The organism is Thioclava sp. JM3 (assembly GCF_002213185.1).
Taxonomy (GTDB): domain Bacteria; phylum Pseudomonadota; class Alphaproteobacteria; order Rhodobacterales; family Rhodobacteraceae; genus Thioclava; species Thioclava nitratireducens.
This window is the reverse complement of the sequence record NZ_NBOB01000002.1, coordinates 365,458-390,265: the sequence shown is the minus strand read 5'-3', so window position 1 is coordinate 390,265 and position 24,808 is coordinate 365,458. Positions and strand designations below refer to the sequence as shown.

The 24,808-nt window shown below is 65.1% G+C and carries 25 protein-coding genes, 2 tRNA genes and 1 riboswitch; of the genes, 14 read left to right on the top strand and 13 right to left on the bottom strand.

From position 1 onward, the window contains the following. Nucleotides 1–76 precede the first annotated feature (76 nt). From B6V73_RS05255 to B6V73_RS05230, 6 genes are all read right to left on the bottom strand, one after another. Entirely contained in the window at nucleotides 77–643 is a 567-nt protein-coding gene (locus B6V73_RS05255; RefSeq protein WP_075776119.1) for a peroxidase-related enzyme, read from the bottom strand. Between the two features lie 76 nt (nucleotides 644–719). Then, nucleotides 720–1,529 carry an exodeoxyribonuclease III gene (gene xth, locus B6V73_RS05250; RefSeq protein ID WP_088724694.1) on the bottom strand — a complete coding sequence of 270 codons (810 nt, stop codon included), beginning with the start codon at nucleotides 1,527–1,529 and terminating at the stop codon, nucleotides 720–722. 66 nt (nucleotides 1,530–1,595) lie between these two features. After that, the gene (locus B6V73_RS05245) at nucleotides 1,596–2,213 is read right to left on the bottom strand and encodes an inner membrane-spanning protein YciB (protein ID WP_088724693.1); all 618 of its coding nucleotides are present in this window, start codon (nucleotides 2,211–2,213) and stop codon (nucleotides 1,596–1,598) included. Nucleotides 2,214–2,219: 6 nt separating this feature from the next. Next, nucleotides 2,220–3,122 (bottom strand): EamA family transporter, encoded by a 903-nt coding sequence (locus tag B6V73_RS05240; protein ID WP_075776122.1) that lies wholly within the window; start codon nucleotides 3,120–3,122, stop codon nucleotides 2,220–2,222. 179 nt (nucleotides 3,123–3,301) lie between these two features. Next, entirely contained in the window at nucleotides 3,302–4,570 is a 1,269-nt protein-coding gene (gene ftsY / locus B6V73_RS05235) for a signal recognition particle-docking protein FtsY (protein WP_088724692.1), read from the bottom strand. Nucleotides 4,571–4,625: 55 nt separating this feature from the next. Further along, on the bottom strand, nucleotides 4,626–5,264 hold the full coding sequence (locus tag B6V73_RS05230; protein ID WP_088724691.1) for a lysoplasmalogenase: 639 nt from the start codon (nucleotides 5,262–5,264) through the stop codon (nucleotides 4,626–4,628). A 95-nt stretch (nucleotides 5,265–5,359) separates the two neighbouring features. Between B6V73_RS05230 and B6V73_RS05225 the strand changes: the two genes are divergently transcribed. Both B6V73_RS05225 and B6V73_RS05220 read left to right on the top strand, forming a co-directional pair. Continuing rightward, nucleotides 5,360–6,580, top strand: a complete 1,221-nt coding sequence (locus tag B6V73_RS05225; RefSeq protein ID WP_088724690.1) for an alkane 1-monooxygenase — start codon at nucleotides 5,360–5,362, stop codon at nucleotides 6,578–6,580. Between the two features lie 56 nt (nucleotides 6,581–6,636). After that, the gene (locus B6V73_RS05220) at nucleotides 6,637–7,044 is read left to right on the top strand and encodes a hypothetical protein (RefSeq protein WP_240497812.1); all 408 of its coding nucleotides are present in this window, start codon (nucleotides 6,637–6,639) and stop codon (nucleotides 7,042–7,044) included. Nucleotides 7,045–7,047: 3 nt separating this feature from the next. Here the strand turns inward: B6V73_RS05220 and xseA are convergent, their stop codons facing one another. Continuing rightward, nucleotides 7,048–8,628, bottom strand: coding sequence for an exodeoxyribonuclease VII large subunit (gene xseA, locus B6V73_RS05215; RefSeq protein WP_088724689.1), 1,581 nt, complete (start codon nucleotides 8,626–8,628; stop codon nucleotides 7,048–7,050). A 93-nt stretch (nucleotides 8,629–8,721) separates the two neighbouring features. Between xseA and purD the strand changes: the two genes are divergently transcribed. The 6 genes from purD to B6V73_RS05185 all read left to right on the top strand — a co-directional run bounded on the left by purD (nucleotide 8,722) and on the right by B6V73_RS05185 (nucleotide 12,612). Continuing rightward, nucleotides 8,722–9,987, top strand: a complete 1,266-nt coding sequence (gene purD, locus B6V73_RS05210; protein WP_088724688.1) for a phosphoribosylamine--glycine ligase — start codon at nucleotides 8,722–8,724, stop codon at nucleotides 9,985–9,987. Nucleotides 9,988–10,421: 434 nt separating this feature from the next. Beyond that, nucleotides 10,422–10,496 (top strand) — tRNA-Gly (locus B6V73_RS05205). A gap of 22 nt (nucleotides 10,497–10,518) precedes the next feature. Continuing rightward, nucleotides 10,519–10,593: transfer RNA gene (locus B6V73_RS05200), tRNA-Gly, on the top strand. Between the two features lie 128 nt (nucleotides 10,594–10,721). Beyond that, the gene (gene hisB, locus B6V73_RS05195) at nucleotides 10,722–11,309 is read left to right on the top strand and encodes an imidazoleglycerol-phosphate dehydratase HisB (protein ID WP_088724687.1); all 588 of its coding nucleotides are present in this window, start codon (nucleotides 10,722–10,724) and stop codon (nucleotides 11,307–11,309) included. Next, on the top strand, nucleotides 11,309–11,947 hold the full coding sequence (gene hisH, locus B6V73_RS05190) for an imidazole glycerol phosphate synthase subunit HisH (protein ID WP_088724686.1): 639 nt from the start codon (nucleotides 11,309–11,311) through the stop codon (nucleotides 11,945–11,947). The genes hisB and hisH overlap by 1 nt, the downstream gene beginning before the upstream one ends. After that, a complete protein-coding gene (locus B6V73_RS05185) occupies nucleotides 11,947–12,612 on the top strand; it encodes an adenine nucleotide alpha hydrolase (RefSeq protein ID WP_240504100.1) in 666 nt (221 codons plus the stop codon). Before hisH ends, B6V73_RS05185 begins: the two co-directional genes overlap by 1 nt. Before the next feature lie 52 nt (nucleotides 12,613–12,664). On the opposite strand, the gene B6V73_RS05180 is transcribed toward B6V73_RS05185, so the two are convergent. Further along, nucleotides 12,665–13,051 carry a DUF2147 domain-containing protein gene (locus tag B6V73_RS05180; RefSeq protein ID WP_075776130.1) on the bottom strand — a complete coding sequence of 129 codons (387 nt, stop codon included), beginning with the start codon at nucleotides 13,049–13,051 and terminating at the stop codon, nucleotides 12,665–12,667. Between the two features lie 143 nt (nucleotides 13,052–13,194). Between B6V73_RS05180 and hisA the strand changes: the two genes are divergently transcribed. Both hisA and B6V73_RS05170 read left to right on the top strand, forming a co-directional pair. Next, complete coding sequence (hisA, locus tag B6V73_RS05175; RefSeq protein ID WP_075776131.1) at nucleotides 13,195–13,914, top strand: 1-(5-phosphoribosyl)-5-[(5-phosphoribosylamino)methylideneamino]imidazole-4-carboxamide isomerase; 720 nt, start codon at nucleotides 13,195–13,197, stop codon at nucleotides 13,912–13,914. A gap of 102 nt (nucleotides 13,915–14,016) precedes the next feature. Continuing rightward, a complete protein-coding gene (locus B6V73_RS05170) occupies nucleotides 14,017–14,454 on the top strand; it encodes a hypothetical protein (RefSeq protein WP_088724684.1) in 438 nt (145 codons plus the stop codon). A 60-nt stretch (nucleotides 14,455–14,514) separates the two neighbouring features. On the opposite strand, the gene B6V73_RS05165 is transcribed toward B6V73_RS05170, so the two are convergent. Further along, nucleotides 14,515–15,102, bottom strand: coding sequence for a TetR/AcrR family transcriptional regulator (locus B6V73_RS05165; protein ID WP_088724683.1), 588 nt, complete (start codon nucleotides 15,100–15,102; stop codon nucleotides 14,515–14,517). Between the two features lie 114 nt (nucleotides 15,103–15,216). On the opposite strand from B6V73_RS05165, the gene B6V73_RS05160 reads away from it, so the two are divergent. The 3 genes from B6V73_RS05160 (at nucleotide 15,217) to glpX (ending at nucleotide 18,057) form a co-directional block, all read left to right on the top strand. Next, the gene (locus tag B6V73_RS05160) at nucleotides 15,217–15,420 is read left to right on the top strand and encodes a hypothetical protein (protein WP_088721917.1); all 204 of its coding nucleotides are present in this window, start codon (nucleotides 15,217–15,219) and stop codon (nucleotides 15,418–15,420) included. A gap of 100 nt (nucleotides 15,421–15,520) precedes the next feature. Then, nucleotides 15,521–16,822 (top strand): homoserine dehydrogenase, encoded by a 1,302-nt coding sequence (locus B6V73_RS05155; protein WP_088721918.1) that lies wholly within the window; start codon nucleotides 15,521–15,523, stop codon nucleotides 16,820–16,822. Nucleotides 16,823–17,091: 269 nt separating this feature from the next. Beyond that, nucleotides 17,092–18,057 (top strand): class II fructose-bisphosphatase, encoded by a 966-nt coding sequence (gene glpX, locus B6V73_RS05150; RefSeq protein ID WP_075776136.1) that lies wholly within the window; start codon nucleotides 17,092–17,094, stop codon nucleotides 18,055–18,057. An 82-nt stretch (nucleotides 18,058–18,139) separates the two neighbouring features. On the opposite strand, the gene gcvP is transcribed toward glpX, so the two are convergent. The 4 genes from gcvP to gltX all read right to left on the bottom strand — a co-directional run bounded on the left by gcvP (nucleotide 18,140) and on the right by gltX (nucleotide 24,211). Next, nucleotides 18,140–20,980: an aminomethyl-transferring glycine dehydrogenase gene (gcvP, locus tag B6V73_RS05145; protein WP_075776137.1), complete on the bottom strand. Its 2,841-nt coding sequence runs from the start codon at nucleotides 20,978–20,980 to the stop codon at nucleotides 18,140–18,142. Nucleotides 20,981–20,985: 5 nt separating this feature from the next. Continuing rightward, nucleotides 20,986–21,345, bottom strand: coding sequence for a glycine cleavage system protein GcvH (gcvH, locus tag B6V73_RS05140; protein WP_075776138.1), 360 nt, complete (start codon nucleotides 21,343–21,345; stop codon nucleotides 20,986–20,988). Nucleotides 21,346–21,367: 22 nt separating this feature from the next. Then, on the bottom strand, nucleotides 21,368–22,471 hold the full coding sequence (gene gcvT, locus B6V73_RS05135) for a glycine cleavage system aminomethyltransferase GcvT (protein WP_088724775.1): 1,104 nt from the start codon (nucleotides 22,469–22,471) through the stop codon (nucleotides 21,368–21,370). 156 nt (nucleotides 22,472–22,627) lie between these two features. Beyond that, a riboswitch (glycine riboswitch) is annotated at nucleotides 22,628–22,718 on the bottom strand. Between the two features lie 164 nt (nucleotides 22,719–22,882). Further along, a complete protein-coding gene (gltX, locus tag B6V73_RS05130) occupies nucleotides 22,883–24,211 on the bottom strand; it encodes a glutamate--tRNA ligase (protein ID WP_088724682.1) in 1,329 nt (442 codons plus the stop codon). Nucleotides 24,212–24,308: 97 nt separating this feature from the next. Here gltX and B6V73_RS05125 point away from each other — a divergent pair, with 97 nt between their 5' ends. Next, the gene (locus B6V73_RS05125) at nucleotides 24,309–24,725 is read left to right on the top strand and encodes a metallopeptidase family protein (RefSeq protein WP_075776224.1); all 417 of its coding nucleotides are present in this window, start codon (nucleotides 24,309–24,311) and stop codon (nucleotides 24,723–24,725) included. Nucleotides 24,726–24,808: the final 83 nt, after the last annotated feature.

Here is a 24,808-nt window from a genome sequence, read left to right as displayed (position 1 = left end):
CGCGTTCCTCCTAGCTGGCCCTCTGTCTGATCTTGCCAGACCCTAGACCGCGCGGATGGGCGAAGACCAGAGGCGCTCAGCGCCCCATCGCATAGAACTCGGGGTTCGGCGGGATCGAAGCCATGTTCACCAGCCGGTTCGACAGGCCGAAGAACGCCGTTATCCCGCCGATATCCCAGATATCGTCATCGGTGAAACCATGGGCGCGCAGCGCTTCGTAGTCAGCCTCCTCGACCTCCTGCGCCCGCAGGCTAACCTTCATCGCGAAATCGAGCATCGCCCGCTGGCGTGGCGTGATGTCGGACTTGCGGTAATTCACCGCGACCTGATCGGCGATCAGCGGGTTCTTGGCGCGGATGCGCAAGATCGCCCCATGTGCAATCACGCAATACTGGCACTCGTTTGCCGCCGAAGTCGCCACGACGATCATCTCGCGCTCGGCGATCGTCAGGTTGCCAGGCCGCTCCATCAGCGCGTCGTGATAGGCGAAGAAGGCGCGGAACTCGTCGGGGCGATGCGCCAGGGCGAGGAAGATGTTCGGGATGAACCCGGCCTTCTCGTGAACCGCCTCGATCCGCGTGCGGATATCCTCTGGCATGTCGGCGAGTTGCGGCACCGGGTGCCGGCTGATCTGGTCTTGCATCTGGGGTCTCCTCTCTTTCGCCGCCACTATGCACAGTCGCGGCGAGGCCGAGGAAATGACGTTGCGGCAATCGCGATCAGACGTCGAGCGTGATCCAGACCGGAACGTGATCAGAGGGCTTGTCGCGGCCGCGGATTTCCTTGTCGATGCCGACATCGCGCAACAGGTCCGCCGCCTGCGGGGACAGCAGCAGATGGTCGATCCGGATGCCATTGTTCTTCTGCCAGGCGCCCGCCTGATAGTCCCAGAACGAGTAGTGCCCCGGCCCCTGCACCCGGGCACGGAAGGCCTCGGTGAAGCCAAGATTGAGGATACGGCGGAACGCCTCGCGGCTTTGCGGAAGCGCCAGCGCATCGCCGCGCCACGCTTCGGGCTTCGCGGCATCCTCGTCCTGCGGGATGATGTTGTAATCGCCCGCCATCACGAAGGGTTCTTCCAGCGCCAGCAGCGCCTCGGCCCGCGCCTTCATCCGCTCCATCCACGCGAGCTTGTAGGCGTATTTGCCGCCCGCGACAGGTCGCCCCGCATCGTCGAGTTCCACCGGGTTGCCGTTGGGCAGATAGAGGCCACAGAGCCGCACCGCGCCCTTCTCGCCGACGACGGTCGCCTCGATCCAGCGCGCCTGCTCATCACCCTCATCGCCGGGCAGCCCCCGCGTCACATCCTCCAGCGGCAGTTTCGAGAGGATCGCAACGCCGTTGAAACCTTTCTGCCCATGTGTCTCGACGGAATAGCCCAGATCCTCGAACAGCTCGCACGGGAAACCCTCGTCGACCGACTTGATCTCCTGCAGCAGGACCACGTCCGGCTCGGCTTCCTTCAGCCAATCGACCAGCGCCTGATGGCGCGCCTTGATGCCGTTGATGTTGAAGGTGGCGATTTTCATGAGCGGCTCCGGCTTTGGCAGTCGCGACAGGTGTAACGGATCGCGGCGGGCGCGGACAGGGCGGAGTTACTTCTCCGCCTCGTCCCCCTTTTCCTTTTCGATGCCGTGACGCTCGAACAGCTTGGTCTGCGACATGATGAAGACGATCAGGATGATCGGCAGGCCGAAAGTCTTGAAATCGACCCAGATCTCGTCCGACATCGTGCGCCAGACGATCTCGTTGGCCACCGCGAGCGCGAGGAACAGCCCCACGAAGCGCTTGGTCAGGATCATCCAGCCCTCATGCGCCATCGGGATCGCCTCGTTCATCACCAGCTGCAGCCACGCCTTGCCGCGGATCAGCCCCGCCCCGAGGATACCCGCGAAGAGCAGGTAGATGATGGTTGGCTTCATCTTGAAGAAGGTCGGATCGTTCAGCCAGACCGATAGCCCGCCGAAAATCAGCACCAGAACCAGCGTCGCGATCTGCATCGCCGAGATCTTGCGCGTCAAGGCCCACAGGATCAGCGTCGAGGCGGCGATCAGCGGGATGAACAGCGCGGTGGCCACGACGAAGCCCGAATAGTCGGTGCCGAGGATCGTGTAGGTGCCGTCCTTGAGCCGGTTGAAGGCGACGAAGAAGACGATGAGCGGCCCCCAGTCGAGCGCCGCTTTCACCCACGGGGAAATCTTTTTCTCTGCCATCTGCCTTTACCTGCCTGCTATCTCAACGATCACGGCCCCCGCCGCGATCAGCGCCATCAGGGCCGTACGCCGCGGCCCAACTTTCTCGCCCAGCACGAGCCAGCCGATGAGGGCTGCGAAGACCGTCGAGGTCTCGCGCAGCACCGCCGCCTCGCCCACCTTGTCGAGCCGTGTCGCCAACATGATCGAGCCAAAGGAGAAATAAGCAACAATCGCGCCGATAACACCCCTCTTGATGAGCGGCACCATTTCCGAACTCGGCAGCTTCGTCCAGCGCCGCGCGGTGAAGATCGGCATGAACCAGCCGTCGATGAAGAAGAACCACGCCAGGAAGGTGAAGGGATCGGCGGTCGCGCGGATGCCATAGGCGTCATAGGTGGTGTAGAGCGCGACGAAGGCACCGGTCGCCACGGCGAGCATCAGCGCCGGCACCATCGTCTCTCGATCGACCGTCACATTGCGCAGGTTGTAGATCGCAAGACCGTAGATCCCGGCAAGAAGCGTGGCCACCCCGGCCCATTGGCCGATCGTGAAATGCTCTCCGAAGATAATCCCCGCCCCGATCACCGCGAAAAGCGGCCCGGTACCACGCACGACCGGGTAGACCACCGTATAAGCCCCACGCTGGTAGCAGGCCGCCTGCAGCAGCTTGTAGCCGACATGGATGAAGAACACGCCCACGAAGATCGGCCACATGTAGGGCTCGGGCCACGGCACCACGAAGAGCGCGAAAGGGGCCGCGATGATCCCGTAGCTCGCATCGATCGCGGCGCGGCTGAGCCACGGGTCGTGCCGCCCCTTCTGCAACGCCCCGAACAGCGCGTGCAGAAAGGCCGCGAGCAGCGCGAGGCCCAGCGCGAGGTGCTTGCCGGTCTCGGTGCCCGAGACAGAGATGATCCAGTCGCTCAAGGGGAAGTCCTTCGTGATCTCGGGCGCTAGGGGGCGCTGCCCCCTCTGGCCTCAGGGCCATTCACCCCCGGGATATTTCGACCAAGGGGAAGAGGAAAGGCGCAGGGCTCTCTTCGGGCTTGCACAAATATCCCGGGGGGCGCGCGCAAGCGCGGGGGGCGGCGCCCCCAATCGCGGGTTCAGTCTTCGAGGCCCACGAGGGCCTGCGCGAACTCTTCCGGATCGAAGGGCGCCAGATCGTCGAGCTGCTCTCCCACCCCGATCGCGTGGATCGGCAGGCCGAACTTGTCGGCCAGCGCGACCAGCACGCCGCCTTTCGCAGTGCCGTCGAGCTTGGTCATCACCAGCCCCGACACGTTCGAGATCTTGCGGAAGACATCGACCTGCTGCAGCGCGTTCTGCCCCGTCGTCGCATCGAGCACGAGAAGCGTGTTATGCGGCGCGGTCTCGTCGACCTTGCGGATCACGCGGACGATTTTCGCCAGCTCCTCCATCAGATCGGCGCGGTTCTGCAACCGGCCAGCCGTGTCGATCATCAGAAGGTCCGCCCCCTCGGCCTCGGCCTTCTTCATCGCGTCATAGGCAAGCGAAGCCGGGTCGGAACCTTCGGGCGCGGTCAGGACCGGCACGCCGGCGCGATCGCCCCAGACCTGCAGCTGTTCGACGGCGGCTGCGCGGAACGTGTCGCCCGCCGCGATCACGACCTGCTTGCCGGCTGCGCGGAATTGTGAGGCGAGCTTGCCGATCGTCGTGGTCTTGCCCGACCCGTTGACGCCCACCACCAGCACGACCTGCGGCTTCTTGGGGTAAAGCGGCAGAGGTTTCGCGACCGGCTCCATGATCCGGGCGACCTCTTGGGCCAGAAGCCCCTTGATCTCGGAAACCGAGAGCTTGCGACCCATCCGCCCCTCGGCAAGGTTTGCCGAGACGCGCAGCGCGGTGTCGACGCCCATGTCTGAGGCGATGAGCAGCTCTTCGAGGCTTTCCAGCATCTCGTCATCGAGGACACGGCGCGGCTCGGCGGGTTTCGCCTCTCCGCCGCCGAAGATGCGGCCCAGAAGGCTCGGCTTCTTCGGCTCGGGGTTTGGACGCTCGGGCGCGGGCTCGACGTCGAGCGGGGCCTTTGCGATCTGCGCGTGTTCCTCTTCGACCGGTTCGGTCACCGGCGCGGGCACGTAGCCGGGTGCGGGCGGCGTGGGATCGGGGAGGTTGATCGTCTCATCATGCCGGGGCTCGGGTTCCTGCTCGGGCTCGGGTTCCGGCTTCGGAGCGTGTTCAGCGCGGGTCTTCGGCGGCGCCTCTGCCGGCGTCTCGGCAGCGGAGGTTTCGGGCGTCTCCGCGACCTCGTCTTCACTGGAGGCATTCTCGGCGACAATATCCTCGAGCCCCTGCTCGAGCTTTGAGGAAGAACGCGTCAGACGCGATTTGAGCTTTTTGAAAAACGACATGGATCAGGCCTTTCCTTACGCTCCACCTAGTTCATCGCAGTCCCGGATGGAAGGCTTATCCCCCGGCAAAACCCGATCCCGCGCCCCAGCCGATCAGCGCCTGACCGCCCCAGTAGAGCACCCAGAGCGCGCGCGCCGCGATCCGCTTACGTTCGGCGTCGTGCAGCACGAACATCTGCAGCGCGAGGATCAGGTCGGAAAGCACGAAGGCGAGGCTACCCAGGATCACCAGCAGATAGCCCGCGGGCAGGCCCATCGCCACCGCCGCCATCGCGACGATGATCCAGATGTAGGCCCGCACCGGCCAGCACAGCCCGCCCGTCCGCGGCAGCAGCCAGAACTCCGCCGAGAGCCCCAGGGCGATGAGAGGGATGGTCCATGCCGAGGGCTGCGCGCCCATCTCGAGAAAGCCGATCAGATAGGCCAGATGCCCCGCCGCAAAGGCTGCCATGCCGATCAGGAAGGCGCGCTGGCCAGAGCGCGACAGGGCGAAGTCGCCCGCTGCACCAAGGGCGAGCCCCGCGAGGATCGCAAGCGGCGCGCCCAGGGCGGCCGCCATCGGGATCAGCGCTACGACGGAGGCGGTCTTCACGAGGGTTTTCGCGCTGCTTTCCCCCGCCCCCGCATGGCGTACGAGGTAGATTGCCGCGAAGACGGCGGCGATAACGAGGCTGATCGGAGCTGCGGACATCATCGCCACATCTGGCGCAGAAAAGCCCCGCCCCCGCAAGCTGAGTCACAAAATGGTCGAAATCGCCGAAAGAATGGCGCAAAACGATGGAACTTCCCATGTCGAGCGAACCGGACCCGCAGCACGTGACCCAAGGCAATGACCCGACGCGCAAGCGCCGCCTTCGCGGTGCGTTTGCAAATCTGCTGCGGCTCTCGCGCGAGATCCCGGGCGTCGACAGCTTCGCGGTCGTGACGCTTCTGCCGGTGCCGGTTTTGCTGGTGGCGGGCGTCTTCGGCGGGCTCGCGGCCTGGGCGGCGCTGGTCTGGATCGCGCTGTGCATGTTCCTCCTCGACGAGACGCTGAAGCATCCCACTCCAGATGCGCCGGAAGGCTCGGAATTCCCGGCGGCCGATGCGCTGTCGACGACGCTGGCGGTGGTGCATTTCGTGCTGCTCGTGCTCGGCGTGGCGGCGATGTCAGGGCATACGATGCTGGAGGGCCCGAGCTGGATCGCGGTCTGGCTGGCTTTCGGGCTGTTCTTCGGACAGGTGTCGAATTCCAACGCGCACGAGCTGATCCACCGGCCGGACAAACGGCTGTTTCTGCTGGGCAAATGGGTCTATATCTCGTTGCTCTTCGGCCATCACACTTCGGCGCATCGGCTGGTCCATCACCGTTTCGTCGCGACGCCGGACGATCCGAACTCGGCACAGCTTGGCGAGGGCTTCTGGTCCTTTGCGCCCCGCGCCTGGATCGGCAGCTTCGTCGGCGGCTACGAGATGGAGCGCAACCGCTTCGCCCGCCTGCCCGCGATCGATCCGAAAGCACCGCTGAGCGCGCAGATCAAGGCGAGGATCGCGCGGCTCGGCCCCTACCCGTCCTATCTGCTGGGCGGTCTGTGGTTCGCGGTGCTGTTCGGACTGCTCTTCGGGGCCGAGGGCGTGGTGGCCTATATCCTGCTCTGCGCCTATGCGCAGCTGCAGATCCTGCTCGCCGATTACGTCCAGCATTACGGGTTGTCGCGGCGGCGGCGGGGCGATGGCAGCTTCGATCCGGTCGATGCGCATCACAGCTGGGACGCGCCCGCGCCGATCACCTCGCTGTGGATGCTCAACGCGCCGCGCCATTCGGATCACCATGCGCATCCGGCGCGGGAATATCCCGCCCTTCGGCTTGGCGATCTGACCGAGCCGCAACGGCCCGTCCTGCCGCGCAGCCTACCCGCGATGGCGGCGCTGGCGCTGTTCCCGCCACTCTGGCGCCGCGTCATGGACAAGCGCGTGAAGGCGCTGCAGCAGGACAAGCCACGCGGCGCCGAAGGGGCGAGCGCGCGCTAGGCAAGCGGGCCGCGATCTGGCAGGTTGGGTCAATGCAACAGCCGGAGCCTCCCTCGATGCGGCCGATACTGATCCTGATGCTGGCCTTCGCGCCGAACCTATCAGCTGCGGCCGACCCGCTCGGTCCGCCTCTCAATGCAGAGCAGTTCGATCAGCGCACCGTCGGGCGCACCATCACCTATTCGGTCTTCGGCCAGCCCTACGGGTCCGAGCAATACAAGCCCGGCCACAAGGTGATCTGGGCCTTCACCGAAAGCGAATGCAAGGAAGGTGACTGGTATCAGGACGGGCAGTATATCTGCTTTGATTACGGCGAATACGCGCCGCTGCAATGCTGGACCTTCTATGACACGGCGAAAGGGCTGGTCGCGCAGTTCAAGGGCGATCCCTCGCAGGAACCACTGGTGAGCCTGTCGGAAAGCCACGACCCGCTGATCTGTCAGGGGCCGGACGTCGGCGTATAGGTTTCAGAACAGGCTACCCTGAGACGGTCCCGGATCGGGCTTTTTCTTCTTCGGCTTCGGCGGCGTCGCACTGCCGCCACCGCCCGGAATGACCGCAAGCTTGCCATCGGCGAACTCGATCTCGAGACCGGACTGTTTCTCCGCCACCACCTGCGACGTCACCACGCCGTCGGGCCCGCGCACCACCGCATAACCACGCTTGAGCGTCTCTCGATAGCCCAGCGTCTGGCGCATCCGGTCGAGCCGCTCGAGCCGTTCGCGCTGCGCTTCGATCCGTGCGGGCAGGCAGCGCTCCAGCCGGGTTTCCAGTCCCGTCAGCCGCTCCGCCCCTTCGCGGTTGCGCCTTTGCGCATCGCCGATCATCCGCACCCGCGCCGCATCCAACCGCCGCGCAAGCTGCGTGTGATCTTGCTTGGCGCGCCGCATCCGCGCCGCAGGTGCCGGAGCGAGCCGCGCCGACAGTCCGTCGATCTCCCGCGAGCGATCCCGGATGAAGCGCCGAAGCAGGTTCGGCGAGATTTGCGCAGCCAGCGGCGCGAAACGGGTATTCTTGCGCAGAACCAGCGTGCGCAGCGCAGGCCCCAGCCGCTCGGCCCAGAGATCGAAGCTTTGCCTCGCCGGTTGCGTCAGCGCCTCGGGACGGCCCAGACCACGGGCCAGATCGCGCAGTCGCTGGCCCCGCTGATCGAGCCGCCCACGCGCCGCCCGCATCATCCGCGTCTGCGCCTCCGACAGCCACGCGGCCAGTTCGGCGCGCACCGGCACCGCCATCTCAGCTGCAGCGGTGGGCGTGGGCGCGCGCCGGTCGGAGGCGTGATCGACAAGCGTCGTATCGGTCTCGTGGCCCACCGCCGAAATCACCGGGATGTCGCTTTCGGCCACGGCGCGGACCACGGCCTCTTCGTTGAAGCCCCAGAGGTCTTCGATCGAGCCGCCGCCGCGCGCGACGATGATCAGATCGGGGCGCGGGATTTTCCCGCCCGGCGCCAGCGCGTTGAAGCCCCGCACCGCGCGCGCCACTTCCGGAGCGCAAGCCTGCCCCTGAACCGCCACCGGCCAGATCAGCACATGGCGCGGGAAGCGGTCAGCGAGGCGGTGCAGGATGTCGCGGATCACCGCCCCCGAGGGCGAGGTCACCACCCCGATCACCCGCGGCAGCCACGGAATGGGCTTCTTGCGGCCCGCATCGAACAGCCCCTCGGCGGCCAGCGCCTTGCGCCGCGCCTCCAGCATCGCCATCAGCGCGCCTGCGCCCGCCGGCTCGACATTGTCGACGATCAGCTGGTATTTGGATTGGCCCGCGAAGGTCGTCATCCGGCCCGTGGCGATGACCTCCATCCCCTCCTCTGGGCGGACCTGCATTTTCGCCACCTGCCCCTTCCAACTGACGGCAGCGATCACCGAGCGGTCGTCCTTTAGGTCGAAATACATATGGCCCGAGCGCGGCGTCGAGACACGGCCTACTTCGCCGCGCACCCGGACGCGGCCGAATTCCCCCTCGATCACCCGCTTCACCGCCCCCGAGATCTCGGAGACCGTGTAGTCATGCGCGTTCGAGCCGTTTTCGTCGTCGAGAAGGTCCATCTGCCCGCCTTGTTTCGCGTTGGTCCGGGGCGCCTTGCCTCGGGGTTTCGCGCAGCTTAGAAGGCAGCAAAGCGAAGGCCAAGGGGGCGAGCGATGAACATTCTGGTTCTGGGCGGCGGCGGGCGCGAACATGCACTTGCTTGGGCGATCAAGCAAAATCCGAAATGCGACCGGCTGATCGTGGCCCCGGGCAATGCCGGGATCGCGCAGATCGCCGATTGCGCGGCGATCGACCCGAGCGATACGGCGGCGGTGCTCGAACTTTGCGAAGCGAATGCGATCGATTTCGTGGTGATCGGGCCGGAAGCGCCGCTCGCCGCGGGTGTGGCCGATGCGCTGCGCGATCAGGGCATCCTGACCTTCGGCCCCTCGGCGGAGGCCGCGAAGCTGGAAGCCTCGAAAGCGTTCACCAAAGAGATTTGCGACGCCTGCAACGCGCCCACCGCAGCCTATGCCCGCTTCACCAGCGCGGAAGGCGCGAAGGGCTATGTCCGGGAACAGGGTGCGCCTATCGTGGTCAAGGCAGACGGCCTTGCCGCTGGCAAGGGCGTAATCGTCGCGATGACGCTCGATGAGGCCTTCAACGGCATCGACGAGATTTTCGGCGGCGCCTTCGGAAGCGCGGGCGCGGAAGTCGTGATCGAGGAATTCATGGAGGGCGAGGAAGCCTCTCTCTTCGTGCTTTGTGACGGCGAGAACGTGCTGGCCGTGGGCGGCGCGCAGGATCACAAACGTGTCGGCGAAGGCGATACCGGCCCGAATACCGGCGGTATGGGCGCCTATTCCCCCGCCCCGATCCTGAGCCCCGAGATCGAGGCCAAGGCGATGGACGAGATCGTCCGCCCCACCGTCGCCGAGATGGCCAAGCGCGGCACCCCTTTTCAGGGCGTCCTTTATGCCGGTCTGATGATCGAGAACGGCCAGCCGCGTCTCGTGGAATACAACGTACGCTTCGGCGATCCCGAATGTCAGGTGCTGATGCTGCGGCTCGGCGCGCAGGCGCTCGACCTGCTGCTGGCCTGCGCGGAAGGGCGGCTGAACGAAGTGCAGGCGCAATGGGCGCCCGATCATGCGATGACGGTGGTTATGGCGGCACAGGGCTATCCCGGCGCCTATGAGAAAGGCTCGGTGATCGGCGGCCTCGACACGCTGCCCGAGGACGGCTCGCACATGGTCTTCCACGCGGGCACCTCCGAAAAAGACGGCAAGATCGTCGCGAGCGGCGGCCGGGTTCTCAACGTGACAGCCCGCGGCGCGAACCTGCAGGAAGCGCGCGACCGCGCCTACGCGATGGTCGATGCGATCGACTGGCCCCAAGGCTTCTGCCGCCGCGATATCGGCTGGCGGGCGCTGCACTGACCTGATGCATGGAGGGGGCTCTGCCCCCGCTCGCGTTCCGCGCGCCCCCCGGGATATTTCCACCAAGTCGAAGGCGCGCAACGAAGTCTTAACGATGCCTGCGCTAACAAGAATTCGCGGAACAGGCGGGGACGCCGATGACCGCCCAAGACGAAAGTGCCCGGCTCGCCCGCCCTTCTGCGGATCGAGTCGGGCATTTTTCGTTTTCGGCTTGGGTCAAATATCCCGGAGGACTGGCGCAGCCAGCGGGGGCAGAGCCCCCTCGCTTGGCGCATCCTGATCCCGCCGGCTTGCGGTCCTCTTACCTCGCGAGGCGCTTCCAACGCACCTCACTGCCGCCTGCCGAAACGTCAGGCAGAAATTTTCCCCTTCGCGCAAAATTTCCTCTTGCAGCCTACGCCGCTATCCCCTAAATCCGCCTCCACCGAACCGGCGCGGGCGTAGCTCAGGGGTAGAGCATAACCTTGCCAAGGTTAGGGTCGGGCGTTCGAATCGCCTCGCCCGCTCCAGTTCGGTCAAATACCCAAGGATGCGGGCGTAGCTCAGGGGTAGAGCATAACCTTGCCAAGGTTAGGGTCGGGCGTTCGAATCGCCTCGCCCGCTCCAATACAAAAAAGCCTCCCTTCGGGGAGGCTTTTGTTTTTCCGCCGCACCGATCCTGCAATCGACAGCAGCCTGCTTGAGCGCGCCCCCTGCCCCGGCCTATAAGGCGATGAGTTTCAGGGAGGCGCCCAATGCGCAAGGCCACGATCAGCCGCAACACCGCCGAGACCGAGATCAGCGTCGAGATCGATCTCGATGGCACCGGTCAGTATGACAACAAAACGGGCGTGGGCTTTTTCGACCACATGCTCGACCAACTCGCGCGGCACTCGCTGATCGACATGACCGTGCGGGCGAAGGGCGACCTGCATATCGACGATCACCACACGGTCGAGGATACCGGGATCGCGCTGGGTCAGGCCTTGGTGCAGGCGCTTGGCGACAAGCGCGGCATCCGGCGCTACGGCCATTTCGCTCTGGCGATGGACGACACGCAGGTCTCCTGCGCGCTCGATCTGTCCGCGCGGCCTTTCTTCGTGTGGAACTGCGACATGCCGACGGCCAAGATCGGCACGTTTGACACCGAGCTGGTGCGCGAGTTCTTCCAGGCCCTCGCCACCCATGGCGGGATCACGCTGCATATCGACCGCGTGCATGGCTTCAACAGCCACCACATCGCCGAAGCCGCGTTCAAATCGGTCGCCCGCGCCCTGCGCATGGCGGTCGAGCCCGATCCGCGCATGGGCGGCGTGCTGCCCTCGACCAAAGGGGCGCTTTGATGCTCACGGCACTGGTCGATTACGATTCGGGCAACCTTCACTCGGCAGAGAAGGCGTTTCAGCGCATGGCGAACGAGACGGGTCACGGCACGATCGTCGTGACCTCGGAGCCCGACGTCGTCGCGCGCGCCGACCGGATCGTGCTGCCGGGCGACGGGGCGTTTCCGTCCTGCAGCGCGGCGCTCTATCGCTTCGAGGGGCTGGCACAGGCGATCGAGGAGGCGGTGACCGTGAAGGGCCGCCCCTTCCTCGGGATCTGCATCGGCATGCAGATGCTCGCGACGCGCGGGTTGGAATTCCGCGAGACCGAGGGCTTCGGCTGGATCCCCGGCGAAGTGGTGAAGATCGAACCCTCCGATCCGTCGATGAAAGTCCCGCATATGGGGTGGAACGATCTGGTGGTCGGCTACAATCACCCGGTTCTGAGCGGCATCAACACCGGCGATCACGCCTATTTCGTGCATAGCTACCACTTCAACGTAGCCGAGCCTGAGCACCGTCTGGCCTATGCCGAATATGGTGTGGAGATCACCGCGATCGTGGGCCGTGACAATATCGTGGGCACCCAATTCCACCCCGAGAAGTCGCAGGCGACCGGGTTGCGGCTGATCGCGAATTTCCTCGGCTGGAAGCCCTGATGGCCCCCAAGGCGGTTCTGTCGTGGTCGTCGGGCAAGGATTGCGCGATGGCGCTGCATGCTTGCCGGACCGAAGGCCACGCGGATGTCGTGGCGCTGCTGTCCACGACCAACGAGGCTTTCGACCGGGTCGCGATGCACGGCACGCGCAATGAGCTGTTGCGCCGTCAGGCGAAGGCCACGGGCCTGCCGCTGATCGAGGTGCCGCTGCCCTGGCCCTGCTCAAACGAGGATTACGAGGCGCGGATGGCCTCTGCCATGGATCAGGTGAAGGCGCTTGGCGTCAAGACGATGGTCTTCGGCGATCTTTTCCTCGAAGACGTGCGCGATTACCGGATCGCGAAGCTGAAGCCGCTCGGCGTCGAGGCGCTGTTTCCGCTCTGGCAGCGCCCTACGGATCAGCTGGCGCGTGAGATGATCGCGGCGGGGTTCGTCACGCATCTGGTGACGGTGGACCCGAGCAAGCTCGACCGAAGCTTCGCGGGGCGGCGTTTCGATGAAAGCCTGCTGGCCGATCTACCTGAAGGCGTCGATCCCTGCGGCGAGAATGGCGAGTTTCACACCGCCGTCAGTGCGGGCCCGATCTTCGACGCGGCGATCCCGGTGCGGGTGGGCGAAACCGTTATGCGCGACGGCTTCGCCTATGCCGATCTGATCCCGGAGTAACTCCGGCGAGAAATCCCGGCCCGCCGCATCCGCGCAAGGCCGGGGAGAAAAGTCACTTCACGCGCTGCCAGTCCTGCGATTTGCAGAAGAGGCCGCCGGCCACGCAACCCGCCAGCGCCATCGCGTTGCCCTGAACGGTAATCTTGCCGAGGTAGATCTTGTTGTTCGACGGACGCCAGACCTTGCCTTTGTACTTGTTGTCGCCCTGGGGCTCCATTCCGATCACGAGTTGCTTGCCGAGGTTCTCCGACTTGTACTCGCTGCCGCCCTTGAAGGTGCGCACGATGGTACCGCAGAATTTCGCACCGCAGGGCGCGATGTCCACATAGGCATAGGCGCCGTCATCGGGCTGCGTCTTCCAGGTGCCCTCGATCGGGTCGGCCAGCGCCGCGCCTGCGCCCAATGCCAAAGTCACCGCGGCGATCATCAATGTCTTCATGGCAAATCTCCTCCCTTTTGCCTGCTGGCCGCATCAGGCCATGCAAGACCGATTCCCGGCAAGACTGACGTGACGTCCGCGTCAGGCTTGGAAAATCCGCGAACCCGTGGCAAGAGGCGACGCGACAAATCAGGAGAGCCCCGATGATCCTCTACCCCGCGATCGACCTCAAGGATGGCCAATGCGTGCGCTTGCTGCATGGCGAGATGGACAAGGCCACGGTCTTCGGCGACGACCCCGCGGCGCAGGCGGCCAAATTCGAGGCGGCGGGCTGCGAATGGGTGCATCTTGTGGACCTCAACGGCGCCTTCGCGGGCGAGCCGGTGAACGCCGCCGCCGTCGAGGCGATCCTGTCGCGCATCAAGGTGCCCGCACAGCTGGGCGGCGGTATCCGCGACATGGCGACGATCGAGCGCTGGCTGGATAAAGGGCTTGCGCGGGTGATCCTCGGCACCGTCGCAGTCGAGAACCCCGATCTGGTGCGCGAGGCGGCGAAAGCCTTCCCCGGCCAGGTGGCCGTCGGGATCGACGCGCGTAACGGCAAAGTCGCGACCAAGGGCTGGGCGGAAGAGACCGATGTGATGGTCACCGATCTGGCGAAATCGTTTGAGGACGCGGGCGTCGCCGCGATCATCTACACCGACATCATGCGCGATGGCGCTATGGGTGGACCGAACATCGCCGCGACCGAGGCGCTGGCGCGCGCGGTCGAGATCCCGGTGATCGCGAGCGGTGGGGTCTCCTCCCTGCCCGACCTGATCGCCCTGCGCGACACCGGCGTGATCGCGGGCGCGATCTCGGGGCGCGCGATCTATGACGGGGCACTCGATCTGACCGAGGCGCTGGCAGCGTTGCGCGCCTGACGCAGCGCAGAGGAAATCCCGCAAAAGTGACACAAATCATTGCGTGGTGTGATTTTCCGCGTGAGGCTGGAGCCAGCGTTAACACCAAGTGTGGAGTGTGCCATGAAACGCATGATGACGATTGCCGCGGTGACTGCTTGCCTCGCAAGCGCCGCGCTAGCGAATGATACAAAGGGGTTTGTGGGTCTGAACTGGACCTTCGGCCCGGGCGCGAGCGGCCTTGAAGGGGTGTTCGGCGCGATGAATTACGACCTCGATCCGGATGGCGACATCAACGGGGCAAAGCTGTCACTGCATCTCGGCATGGGGCCGGGACCGGTGCAGGGCAAGATCAAGCTGACGGGAGTCGCCGGTCAGGACAACGCCATGGCGGAGCTGGGCATGGGCTATGGCAGCCGTGGCTGGTTCGGCACGGGCGGGCTGATGGGCAAACATTGGACCGTTGGCGGCGATCTGTTCTTCAACGGCGGTTGGGAAGGCTTCGGCGGTATTCACAGCCTGAAATTCGATCCTCCGAAGGCTCCGCTGTCGCCCGGCTGAGTCAAATCGGGCAATCGATCGCATAAAGAGAGGGCGGCTTCGGCCGCCCTTTCACATGGCTCAGGCGCCCACGGACTTGCGCACCATATCCCAGTAGATATCGGCGACCATGGCGCGGCTCAGGCGTCCGCCTTCGCGGAACCATGTATTCACGCCGGTCAGCATCGCGATGATCGCCATCGTCGCGAGTTTCGTGTCCGGGATTAGGAACACGCCTTCGTCCTGCCCGGCCTTCAGGATCTCTTCCAGCTCGGTCTCGTAGGTCTTGCGCAGCCCCTCGATCACCGCGAAATTCTCCGGGCTCAGGTTGCGCAGTTCCATGTAGCTGAGGAACACAGCCTCGGCCCGCTCGAGGTTGAAGCGGATGTGGAAGCGCACGAAACGCTCCAGCCGCGCATGGGCGTCGCCCCGGGCAGGCTCGGCGCGCCATGCGGCGATCAGCTCGTCCATATGGGTCTTGAGCAGATCGAAAAGCAGCGCTTCCTTGTCGGGCGTGTAGAGGTAGAGAGCCCCCGCCTGCACCCCCACCGCGCCCGCGATCTGGCGCATCGAAACGGCGGCAAAGCCGTACCGCGCAAAGAGCCTTTGCGCCTCGGCGCGGATCTTCGGGCCGGTAATCTCGGAATGGGAGCCTGTCTTGCGTGCCATGATACCGACGCTAACTGAACAAGCGTTCAATATCAAACCCGATTTGCGGCCCAATCGGCACTGGCAATGGGGCCGCGCGCGCAATAGTTTGGCAGCGTCCCGAGAGGAGAGACCATGCGCGCCCCTGCCCTGATCGCCCTATTTGCCCTGCTGGCCTCGCTGACCGCCTGTTCGAAGCGGTCGACGGAGGGCTATCCGGCGCTGCTGCCGATGGACGAGATCCTGACCGATCAACCTCTCACCCCCGATCCGGCCCCCGAGCTGGAGGCGCGCGCCGATGCGTTGCGCGCCCGCGCAGACACGATGCGCAGCCAATAAAATCTCGCCACGGCGCGGTTGAAGCCGCACGCCGCGTTGCCCTGCCTGCGCTTTCCCGCTAACAGGGCGCAAACCACCAAGTTTCGCTCATGAGGTCCCTATGTCCGCCGTCTCCGATACCGCACCCTTGCGTCTTGGCATCGCGGGTCTCGGCACCGTGGGCATCGGTGTGGTGAAGATCGTGCAGCGCCATGCCGATCTGCTGGAAGCCCGCGCGGGCCGCCCGATCGAAATCACCGCCGTCTCGGCGCGCGACCGCACCAAGAACCGCGATGCGGACCTGTCGAGCTATGCATGGGAAGACGATGCGGTGACGCTCGCGCAGCGCGACGATATTGACGTCTTTGTCGAACTGATGGGCGGCCATGAAGGCCCCGCGAAGGACGCCACCGAAGCCGCGCTGAAAGCGGGCAAGGACGTGGTCACCGCGAACAAGGCGCTGCTCGCGCATCACGGTCAGGCGCTGGCGGAACTCGCCGAAAGCCTCGGCCGCACGATCCGCTACGAGGCCGCCGTCGCAGGCGGCATCCCGGTCATCAAGACGCTGACCGAAGGGCTTGCGGGCAACGGCATCCGCCGCGTGATGGGCGTGATGAACGGCACCTGCAACTACATCCTGACACGGATGGAAGATGCTGGCCTGCCTTATGACACGGTGTTCGAGGAGGCGCGCGCGCTTGGCTATCTCGAGGCCGATCCGAACCTCGATGTGGGCGGCATCGACGCGGGCCACAAGCTTGCCATCCTCGCCGCCATCGCCTTTGGCACGCAGGTCGCCTTCGACGACGTGACGCTGGAAGGGATCGGGCGCATCTCGATCGACGATATCCGCCGCGCGGGCGATATGGGCTACAAGATCAAGCTGCTGGGCGTCGCGCAGATGACCGGCCGCGGGCTGGAGCAGCGCATGACGCCGTGCCTCGTGCCCGCCACCTCGCCACTGGGACAGCTGACCGGCGGGACGAACATGACCGTGCTGGAAGGCGACTCGGTCGGCCAGATCGTGCTGCGTGGCGCAGGCGCGGGCGAAGGCCCGACCGCGAGCGCCGTGATGGGCGACGTGATGGACCTCGCACGCGGGTTGCGGCTGCCGGTCTTCGGCCAGCCCGCCGACAAGCTCGAGGCCCCCACTCCCGCCGTGACCGCGATTGCGGCACCCTATTACCTGCGCCTGCAGCTGTCGGACAAACCCGGCGCGCTGGCGAAAGTCGCGACCGTTCTGGGCGAGGCGGGCGTCTCGATCAGCCGGATGCGCCAATACGGCCATGCCGACACCTCGGCTCCGGTGCTGATTGTCACCCACAAGACGACGCGCGACGCGATCGACGCGGCGATCAACGCGCTGCCCGCGACCCGCGTCGTCGAGGGCGAGCCGGTCGCAATCCGCATCGAAGAAGTCTGAGCATCGCGCGGCGAGAGCCATTTCGCCGCGCACCGCATTCCTGCTGATCTGACGCCGGGCGGCACCATAAGGCGCGCCCTATCCTCTCACGCCGGTTACATCGCCGTATCTTTTCACACCGCAAACGGCATAAGACCCCGGCTTGCGCGCCATTTTTCGCCGCGACAGGGGCTCGCCCCGCATGTTAGCGCTCCCGGGGTTGCCCTTCGGTCTCCCACAGGCTTTACCTGTCCGCAGCCCGTAACGCCCAGGCAGACAGGAAGACCTAAATGACCCCTCCGATTGATTTCAACGACCGCATGCTTTCGCTGGGCCTCGCCCGCGTGTCGGAAGCGGCGGCTCATGCATCAGCCGACCTGATCGGTCGCGGCGACGAGAAGGCCGCCGATCAGGCGGCGGTGAACGCGATGCGCGATCAGCTCAACAAGCTGGAAATCCGGGGCACCGTGGTCATCGGGGAAGGCGAGCGCGACGAGGCGCCGATGCTCTATATCGGCGAGGAAGTCGGCCAGGGCGTCGGCCCCGAGGTGGATATCGCGCTCGACCCGCTGGAAGGCACGACGCTTACTGCGAAGGACATGCCCAACGCGCTCACCGTGATCGCGATGGCGCCGCGCGGCACGATGCTGCACGCGCCCGACGTCTACATGGACAAGCTCGCGATCGGCCCGGGCTACGAGAAGGACGTGGTCTCGCTCGATATGACCCCGACCGAGCGCGTTCAGGCGCTCGCCAAGGCGCAAGGCGTCGAAACCAAGGACATTGCGGTCTGCATCCTCGACCGTCCGCGCCATGAAGACATGATCGCCGAGGTTCGCGAGACCGGCGCAAAGATCCGCCTCATCACCGATGGCGACGTGGCGGGTGTCATTCACTGCGCCGAGCCCGATTTCACTGGCATCGACATGTATATGGGTTCGGGCGGCGCGCCCGAGGGCGTGTTGGCAGCCTCGGCGCTGAAATGCATGGGCGGCCAGATGTGGGGCAAGCTGTTGTTCCGCAACGACGACGAGCGGGGCCGCGCGAAGAAGGCGGGCATCACCGACCTCGACAAGGTCTATGCGCGCGACGACATGGTGCGCTCGGACGTGATCTTCGCCGCGACCGGCGTGACCGACGGGTCCATCGTGAAGGGCGTGAAGCGCGAGCCGACCTATATCGAATCCGAGACGATGCTGATGCGGTCGAAGACCGGCTCGCTGCGCCGCGTGATCTACCGCAACCCTGTGAAGTAACCGGCGCGCCTAGATATTTTTATCGAGAAGAAGAGAAAGGCCGGAGCGCGGTGCTCCGGCCTTTCGTCATTTTGGCTGGCGGTTACTCTGCCGCGTCGGCGTAGCTCTCGACCGGCGGGCAGGTGCAGATCAGGTTGCGGTCGCCGAAGACGTTGTCGACCCGGCCCACGGGCGGCCAGTATTTGTCGACGCGGAAGGCGCCTGCCGGGAAGCACCCCTGCTCGCGGGTGTATTTCCGGTCCCAATCGGCCACGAGGTCTTCGACCGTGTGCGGCGCGTGGCGCAGCGGACTGTCCTCGGGGGTGATCTCGCCCGCCTCGATGTCGCGGATCTCATCACGGATCGAGAGCATCGCGGTGATGAAGCGGTCGATCTCGGCCTTGGTCTCGGATTCGGTAGGCTCCACCATCAGCGTGCCAGCGACCGGCCAGCTCATCGTGGGGGCGTGGAAGCCGTTATCCATCAGGCGCTTGGCGATGTCGTCCACCGTCACGCCCACCTCCGCGAAGGGCCGCGTGTCGATGATGCATTCATGCGCGACACGTCCACGATTGCCCATGAAGAGGATCGGGTAGCCCTCTTTCAGCTTCGCAGCGATGTAATTGGCAGCGAGGATCGCCACGCGGGTCGCCTGCGTCAGGCCCGGCCCGCCCATCATCAGGATATAGGCCCAGGAGATCAGCAGGATCGAGGCGGAGCCATAGGGCGCGGCACTCACCGGTCCCTCTTCGCCGCCGGTCTCGGGGTGGCCGGGCAGGTAGGGTGCGAGGTGCGATTTCACCCCGATCGGCCCCATGCCCGGGCCACCACCGCCATGCGGGATCGCGAAGGTCTTGTGCAGGTTGAGGTGGCTCACATCCGAGCCGATCTCGCCCGGTTTCACCAGCCCCACCAGCGCGTTGAGGTTCGCGCCATCGAGATAGACCTGACCGCCATATTCGTGCGTGATGTCGCAGATGCGCTTTACCGTCTCCTCGAACACGCCATGGGTCGAGGGATAGGTGATCATGCAGGCCGCGAGCTTGTCGCCCGCCTCTGCAGCCTTCGCTTCGAAGTCTTCGAGATCGACGTCGCCGTTGGGCGCCGATTTCACGACGACGACCTTCATCCCCGCCATATGCGCCGAGGCCGGGTTCGTGCCATGCGCCGACATCGGGATCAGGCAGACATCGCGCTGATCGTCGCCATTGGCGCGGTGATAGGCGGCGATGGTGAGAAGCCCTGCATATTCGCCCTGTGCGCCCGAATTGGGCTGCATCGAGAAGGCATCGTAGCCGGTGATCTCGCACAGTTTCGCGGTCAGATCGTCGATCATCTCCGCATAGCCCTGCGCCTGATCGAGCGGCACGAACGGATGCAACGTGCCGAATTCCGGCCATGTGAGCGGCATCATCTCTGCCGCTGCATTCAGCTTCATCGTGCACGAGCCCAGCGGGATCATTGCGCGGTCGAGCGCGAGGTCGCGATCCGAGAGCCTGCGCATGTAGCGCATCATCTCGGATTCAGCGCGGTTCATGTGGAAGACCGGATGGGTGAGGTAGTCGCTCTCGCGCAGCAGCGCATCGGGTACCGCCGGCTGCGTCGCCTTCGGCGCGGGATCGGTGATCCCGAAGGCGTCGAGCACCTTGGCGACGACGCCCGGATCGCTGGTCTCGTCGAGCGAGATACCGACCCGATCGCGGCCCACCTTGCGCAGGTTGATCCCGCGATGGCGGGCGGCGGCGAGGATACCCTGCTGGCCCACGCCCACCTCGACGGTGATCGTGTCGAAGAAATTCGAGGGCTCTACCACGGCGCCTGCGGCTTTCAGCGCCTCGGCCAGTTGCACCGTCAGCAGGTGCACACGTTCGGAGATCGCGCGCAGACCGACGGGACCGTGGAACACGGCGTAGAAGCTCGCCATCACGGCGAGGAGCGCCTGCGCGGTGCAGACATTCGAGGTCGCCTTCTCGCGGCGGATATGCTGCTCGCGGGTCTGAAGGCTCAGGCGGTAGGCGCGGTTGCCTCGGCTGTCGATGGAAACGCCGACGATCCGCCCGGGCATCGCGCGTTTCATCGCGTCGGTGGAGGACATGAAGGCCGCATGCGGGCCGCCATAGCCCATCGGCACACCGAAGCGCTGCGCGGAGCCTACGGCGATATCGGCGCCCATCGCGCCCGGCTCTTTCAGCAGGCACAGCGCGAGCAGATCGGTCGCGACCACGGCGACGGCCTTCGCGGCATGAAGCGCCTCGCATTCGGCGGTGAAGTCGCGGACATGGCCATAGGTGCCCGGATATTGGAAGATCGCGCCGAAGACCTTCTCGGCTTCGAGCGTTTCGGGCGCGCCCACGATCACCTCGATCCCCAGCGGCTCCGCGCGGGTCCGGATCACGCCGATGGTCTGCGGGTGGCAATTCTCATCGACGAAGAAGGCAGTGGCCTTCGATTTCGACACGCGCTGCGCCATCGCCATGGCTTCCGCCGCCGCCGTCGCCTCATCGAGCAACGAAGCATTGGCGACCGGCAGCCCGGTCAGATCCGACACCATCGTCTGGAAGTTCAGAAGCGCCTCGAGACGCCCCTGCGCGATCTCGGGCTGGTAGGGCGTATAGGCCGTGTACCAAGCCGGGTTTTCCAGAATGTTGCGCTGGATCGCGGGCGGCGTGACGGTGCCATAATAGCCCTGCCCGATCAGGCTGGTCATCACGCGGTTCTTCTTCGCGACGCCTTCCATCTTCTGAAGCAGCCCGTATTCGGTCAGCGGCGCCCAGCCCAGCGGCTCGGCCTGACGGATGCTTTTCGGCACCGTCTCGGCGATCAGCGCGTCGAGGTCCGGCGCCCCCACGGCCTTGAGCATCTCCTCCATCTCGGCCGGTGACGGGCCGATATGGCGGCGATTGGCGAAATCGTAACTGTCGTAAGTCGTGGGGGTGAAGGTCATGGATATTACCCGATGAAGTCTTTGTAAGCGGCCTCGTCCATAAAGCCGTCGAGCGCGGAGGCGTCGGTGAGTTTCATCTTGAAGAACCACGCCTTGCCCAGCGGGTCTTCGTTCACGAGCGCCGGGTTTTCGGCCAGATCCTCGTTGATCGCGACGATCTCGCCGTCGAGCGGCGCGAGGATGTCGGAGGCGGCCTTGACCGACTCGATCACGCAGATCTCGTCGCCCTTCTCGACCGTGTCACCCACATCGGGCAGGTCGACGAATACGACATCGCCCAGCTGCTCGGAGGCGTGCTCGGTGATGCCCACGATCACGACGTCGCCTTCGGTCTTGAGCCACTCGTGGTCTTCGGTGAATTTCATGGAATGTCTCCCGGTTGGTTGTTCAGCGTTTGTAGGTTGCAGGGCGGAAAGGCATCGCCACGACCCTGGCGGGCAGACGCTTGCCGCGCACCTCGCCATAGACGGTGGCGCCTTCCTTCGTGCCTGCGGGCAGATAGGCCATCGCCATCGGTGCCTCGATCGAGGGGCCGAAACCGCCCGAGGTCACACGCCCGATAGGCTGACCGCCCTCGGGTCCGGCGAAGATTTCCACGCCTTCGCGCATCGGCGCGCGACCCTCGGGGCGAAGCCCCATACGGAGGCGGCTCGGGCCGTTTTCCAGTTCGCTCAGGATACGATCCGACCCAGGGAAGCCGCCTTCGCGCTCCCCACCCTTGCGGCGCACCTTCTGGATCGCCCAGGCGATGTTGCCCTCGACCGGAGTCGTCGTGGTGTCGATGTCATGGCCGTAGAGGCAAAGCCCCGCTTCGAGCCGCAGACTGTCGCGCGCGCCCAGACCGATCGGCTCGACCGCCTCATCGGCGAGCAGTTTGCGGGCAAATTCCACCGCGCGGTCCGCGGGCACGGAAATCTCGTAGCCGTCTTCACCGGTATAGCCCGAGCGCGAGATCCAAAGCTCCGTCCCGTTCCAGTGATAGACGCCCACATCCATGAAGCGCATCTTGGCGGTGCCGGGCACCAGAGCCTCAAGAACGCCTTCGGCGGCAGGCCCTTGCAGCGCCAGTAGCGCGCGGTCGGTGAGTTCCTCGACCGATTCCAGATGCGCCCGCATATGCGCGATGTCGTCTTCCTTGCAGGCCGCGTTCACCACGACGAAGAGATGATCGCCTCGGTTCGCCACCATCAGGTCATCGAGAATGCCGCCATTCTCATCGGTGAACATCGCATAGCGCTGGCGACCCTCTTTCAGGCCCATCAGGCTGACCGGCACCAGCGCCTCGAACGCCTCGGCAGCGCCTTCGCCCGGCACGATCACCTGCCCCATGTGGCTGACATCGAACAGCCCTGCCTTGGCGCGGGTGTGCAGGTGCTCCTTCATCACGCCCAGCGGATATTGCACGGGCATCTCGTAGCCCGCGAACGGCACCATCTTGGCGCCCAGTTCCAGATGCAGATCGTATAGCGGTGTGCGTTTCAACTCGCTCATCGCGGCCTCCCCTTCAGCCGGATGATCCGGCATCGATTCATGAGCCCTCCGGCTCGCCCGATGCCCCCTCTGTCCGTGCCTGCGATGCAGACGCCTGAGATCGTTATCCCTTCGGCGGATGCCGCGATTGCACGCAGCATCACTCTCCAGAGTCCTTCGTCGGGCACGGTCCTTTTGCCTGAGAGTTTACCGGGGCGGTTGCTCCTTCGGCACCGAGGTTACCCCCGGATTCTCCCGTATCCGACTTCTTCCGATTACCTGAGGCCCCGCGCGACTGACAAGCCCCAATCGCCAAAACCGCCGCTTTGCCGCCGAAAACGACCTCACGAGGTCGCGAATTGCCCAAACAAAAAGCGCGAGGAAAATCCCTCGCGCCTTTCGAATTGATCTCACGAGCCTGCGGCGGAGCCGTCAGCCGCGCGCCGGAACCTTGTGCAGAAGCGGCATCAGCTCGCCCATATCGGGCCCGTGCGCCATGCCGGTCACGGCCTTGCGCAGCGGCATGAACAGGCCCTTGCCCTTGCGCCCGGTCGCCTCCTTCACCTCCGAGGTCCAGTCCTTCCACGTGGTGTCGGAATAGGGCGGCGCGGGCAGCATCGTCATGGCCTGCGCGATGAAGTCGCGATCTTCCTCGTCGATCTCCGGCTCCGCGCCGTTCAGACACAGATCGGCCCAGCCCTTCAGATCGTCGAGCTTGTCGATATTCTGCGAGGCGACCTTCCAGAAGCGCTCGCGCTGCTCCTCGGGGATGCCGAGATCAGCGATACGATCCGCCACGGCCGAGAACGGCAGGTGCTGGTTGCGCGCGCGGGTCAGCGGGATCAGGTCCGCCGGGTCGAATTTCGTGGGCGCCGAGCCGAAATGGTTCAGATCGAACCCGTCGGCCAGCTCGTCGATTGACATCTTCAGCTCGATCGGCTGGCTCGAGCCCAGACGCGCCATCATCGACAGCAGCGCCTCGGGGGCGATCCCTTCGGCGCGCAGATCGCGGATCGAGAGCGCACCGAGACGCTTCGACAGTTCCTCGCCCTGCGGGCCGGTCAGCAGCGAATGGTGTGCAAAGTTCGGAACCTTGCCGCCGATCGCCTCGATGATCTGGATCTGCGTCGCGGTATTGGTGACGTGATCGCCGCCGCGCACGATATGGGTGATGCCCATATCCGCGTCGTCTACCGGTGAGGCGAAGGTATAGAGCACCTGCCCCGAGGCCTTGATCAGCACCGGATCGGACACGCTTGCCGCATCGATCGACAGATCGCCAAGGATGCCGTCTTTCCACTCGATCCGCTCGAGTTCCAGTTTGAAGCGCCAGTATCCTTCCTTGCCCTCGGCGCGAAGCGCGTCTTTTTCGGCATCCGACAGATGCATCGAGGCGCGGTCATAGACCGGCGGGCGACCCATGTTCAGCTGTTTCTTGCGCTTGAGGTCCAGCTCGGTCGGGCTCTCGAAGCATTCATAAAGCTTACCGTCGGCCTTCAGCTGTTCTGCCACCTCGGCATAGCGGTCGAGCCGCAGCGACTGGCGCTCTTCCCGGTCCCACTCGATGCCGAGCCATTCGAGATCCTGCTTCAGTGCGTCGATATATTCCTGCTTCGAGCGCTCCTGATCGGTGTCGTCAAGGCGCAGGATGAATTGACCGCCGGTCTTGCGGGCGATCAGGTAGTTCATCAGCGCGGTGCGCAGGTTGCCGACATGGATATAGCCGGTGGGCGACGGGGCGAAACGGGTAACGGTGGTCATCTGGGCAAACTCCTGTTGGCGCCTGCTCTTTCACAAGGCGGTGCGTTTGTCCATATGAGGGGCCATGCGAGAGGTGCAGAGCGGTTTGGAGGTGGCGATGGGCGAGGGTTACGATTGGGCGGATGTCACGGCGCCGGGCATCGAGGAGATCGAGGCGCTGGCCGAGGCCGCGCGCGCCGCCCTGCCCCCGGCTTTCGCGAAAGCTGCGGCAGAGGTCGCGATCCGGGTGGAAGAGTTCGCCTCCGAAGCGATGCTCGCCGATCTCGGCATCGAAGACCCTTTCGAGCTGACCGGGCTCTATGACGGCATCCCGTTGACCGAGAAATCCGTGATGGACCCCGGTGGCCACGCGGATGTGATCTGGCTCTTCCGACGTCCGATCCTCGACGAGTGGGTCTCGCGCGGCAACGAGCCCCTCGGTGCCCTCGTCACCCATGTTTTCGTGCACGAATTGGCGCATCACCTCGGGTGGTCCGACGGCGATATTTCTTCGATCGATCGCTGGTGGGAGTGAACCGAAGCGGCTCACGCTACGTTCACGAGTCTGTGGGAGCGGCGCGAAGCGCTCGACTTCGACATGCGAAGATCAACCATCGA

Coding starts and splice junctions, on each gene's coding strand:
- B6V73_RS05255 (WP_075776119.1), bottom strand. CDS start 643: ATGCAAGACCAGATCAGCCGGCACCCGGTGCCGCAACTCGCCGACATG.
- xth (WP_088724694.1), bottom strand. CDS start 1,529: ATGAAAATCGCCACCTTCAACATCAACGGCATCAAGGCGCGCCATCAG.
- B6V73_RS05245 (WP_088724693.1), bottom strand. CDS start 2,213: ATGGCAGAGAAAAAGATTTCCCCGTGGGTGAAAGCGGCGCTCGACTGG.
- ftsY (WP_088724692.1), bottom strand. CDS start 4,570: ATGTCGTTTTTCAAAAAGCTCAAATCGCGTCTGACGCGTTCTTCCTCA.
- B6V73_RS05230 (WP_088724691.1), bottom strand. CDS start 5,264: ATGATGTCCGCAGCTCCGATCAGCCTCGTTATCGCCGCCGTCTTCGCG.
- B6V73_RS05225 (WP_088724690.1), top strand. CDS start 5,360: ATGTCGAGCGAACCGGACCCGCAGCACGTGACCCAAGGCAATGACCCG.
- B6V73_RS05220 (WP_240497812.1), top strand. CDS start 6,637: ATGCGGCCGATACTGATCCTGATGCTGGCCTTCGCGCCGAACCTATCA.
- xseA (WP_088724689.1), bottom strand. CDS start 8,628: ATGGACCTTCTCGACGACGAAAACGGCTCGAACGCGCATGACTACACG.
- purD (WP_088724688.1), top strand. CDS start 8,722: ATGAACATTCTGGTTCTGGGCGGCGGCGGGCGCGAACATGCACTTGCT.
- hisB (WP_088724687.1), top strand. CDS start 10,722: ATGCGCAAGGCCACGATCAGCCGCAACACCGCCGAGACCGAGATCAGC.
- hisH (WP_088724686.1), top strand. CDS start 11,309: ATGCTCACGGCACTGGTCGATTACGATTCGGGCAACCTTCACTCGGCA.
- B6V73_RS05185 (WP_240504100.1), top strand. CDS start 11,947: ATGGCCCCCAAGGCGGTTCTGTCGTGGTCGTCGGGCAAGGATTGCGCG.
- B6V73_RS05180 (WP_075776130.1), bottom strand. CDS start 13,051: ATGAAGACATTGATGATCGCCGCGGTGACTTTGGCATTGGGCGCAGGC.
- hisA (WP_075776131.1), top strand. CDS start 13,195: ATGATCCTCTACCCCGCGATCGACCTCAAGGATGGCCAATGCGTGCGC.
- B6V73_RS05170 (WP_088724684.1), top strand. CDS start 14,017: ATGAAACGCATGATGACGATTGCCGCGGTGACTGCTTGCCTCGCAAGC.
- B6V73_RS05165 (WP_088724683.1), bottom strand. CDS start 15,102: ATGGCACGCAAGACAGGCTCCCATTCCGAGATTACCGGCCCGAAGATC.
- B6V73_RS05160 (WP_088721917.1), top strand. CDS start 15,217: ATGCGCGCCCCTGCCCTGATCGCCCTATTTGCCCTGCTGGCCTCGCTG.
- B6V73_RS05155 (WP_088721918.1), top strand. CDS start 15,521: ATGTCCGCCGTCTCCGATACCGCACCCTTGCGTCTTGGCATCGCGGGT.
- glpX (WP_075776136.1), top strand. CDS start 17,092: ATGACCCCTCCGATTGATTTCAACGACCGCATGCTTTCGCTGGGCCTC.
- gcvP (WP_075776137.1), bottom strand. CDS start 20,980: ATGACCTTCACCCCCACGACTTACGACAGTTACGATTTCGCCAATCGC.
- gcvH (WP_075776138.1), bottom strand. CDS start 21,345: ATGAAATTCACCGAAGACCACGAGTGGCTCAAGACCGAAGGCGACGTC.
- gcvT (WP_088724775.1), bottom strand. CDS start 22,471: ATGAGCGAGTTGAAACGCACACCGCTATACGATCTGCATCTGGAACTG.
- gltX (WP_088724682.1), bottom strand. CDS start 24,211: ATGACCACCGTTACCCGTTTCGCCCCGTCGCCCACCGGCTATATCCAT.
- B6V73_RS05125 (WP_075776224.1), top strand. CDS start 24,309: ATGGGCGAGGGTTACGATTGGGCGGATGTCACGGCGCCGGGCATCGAG.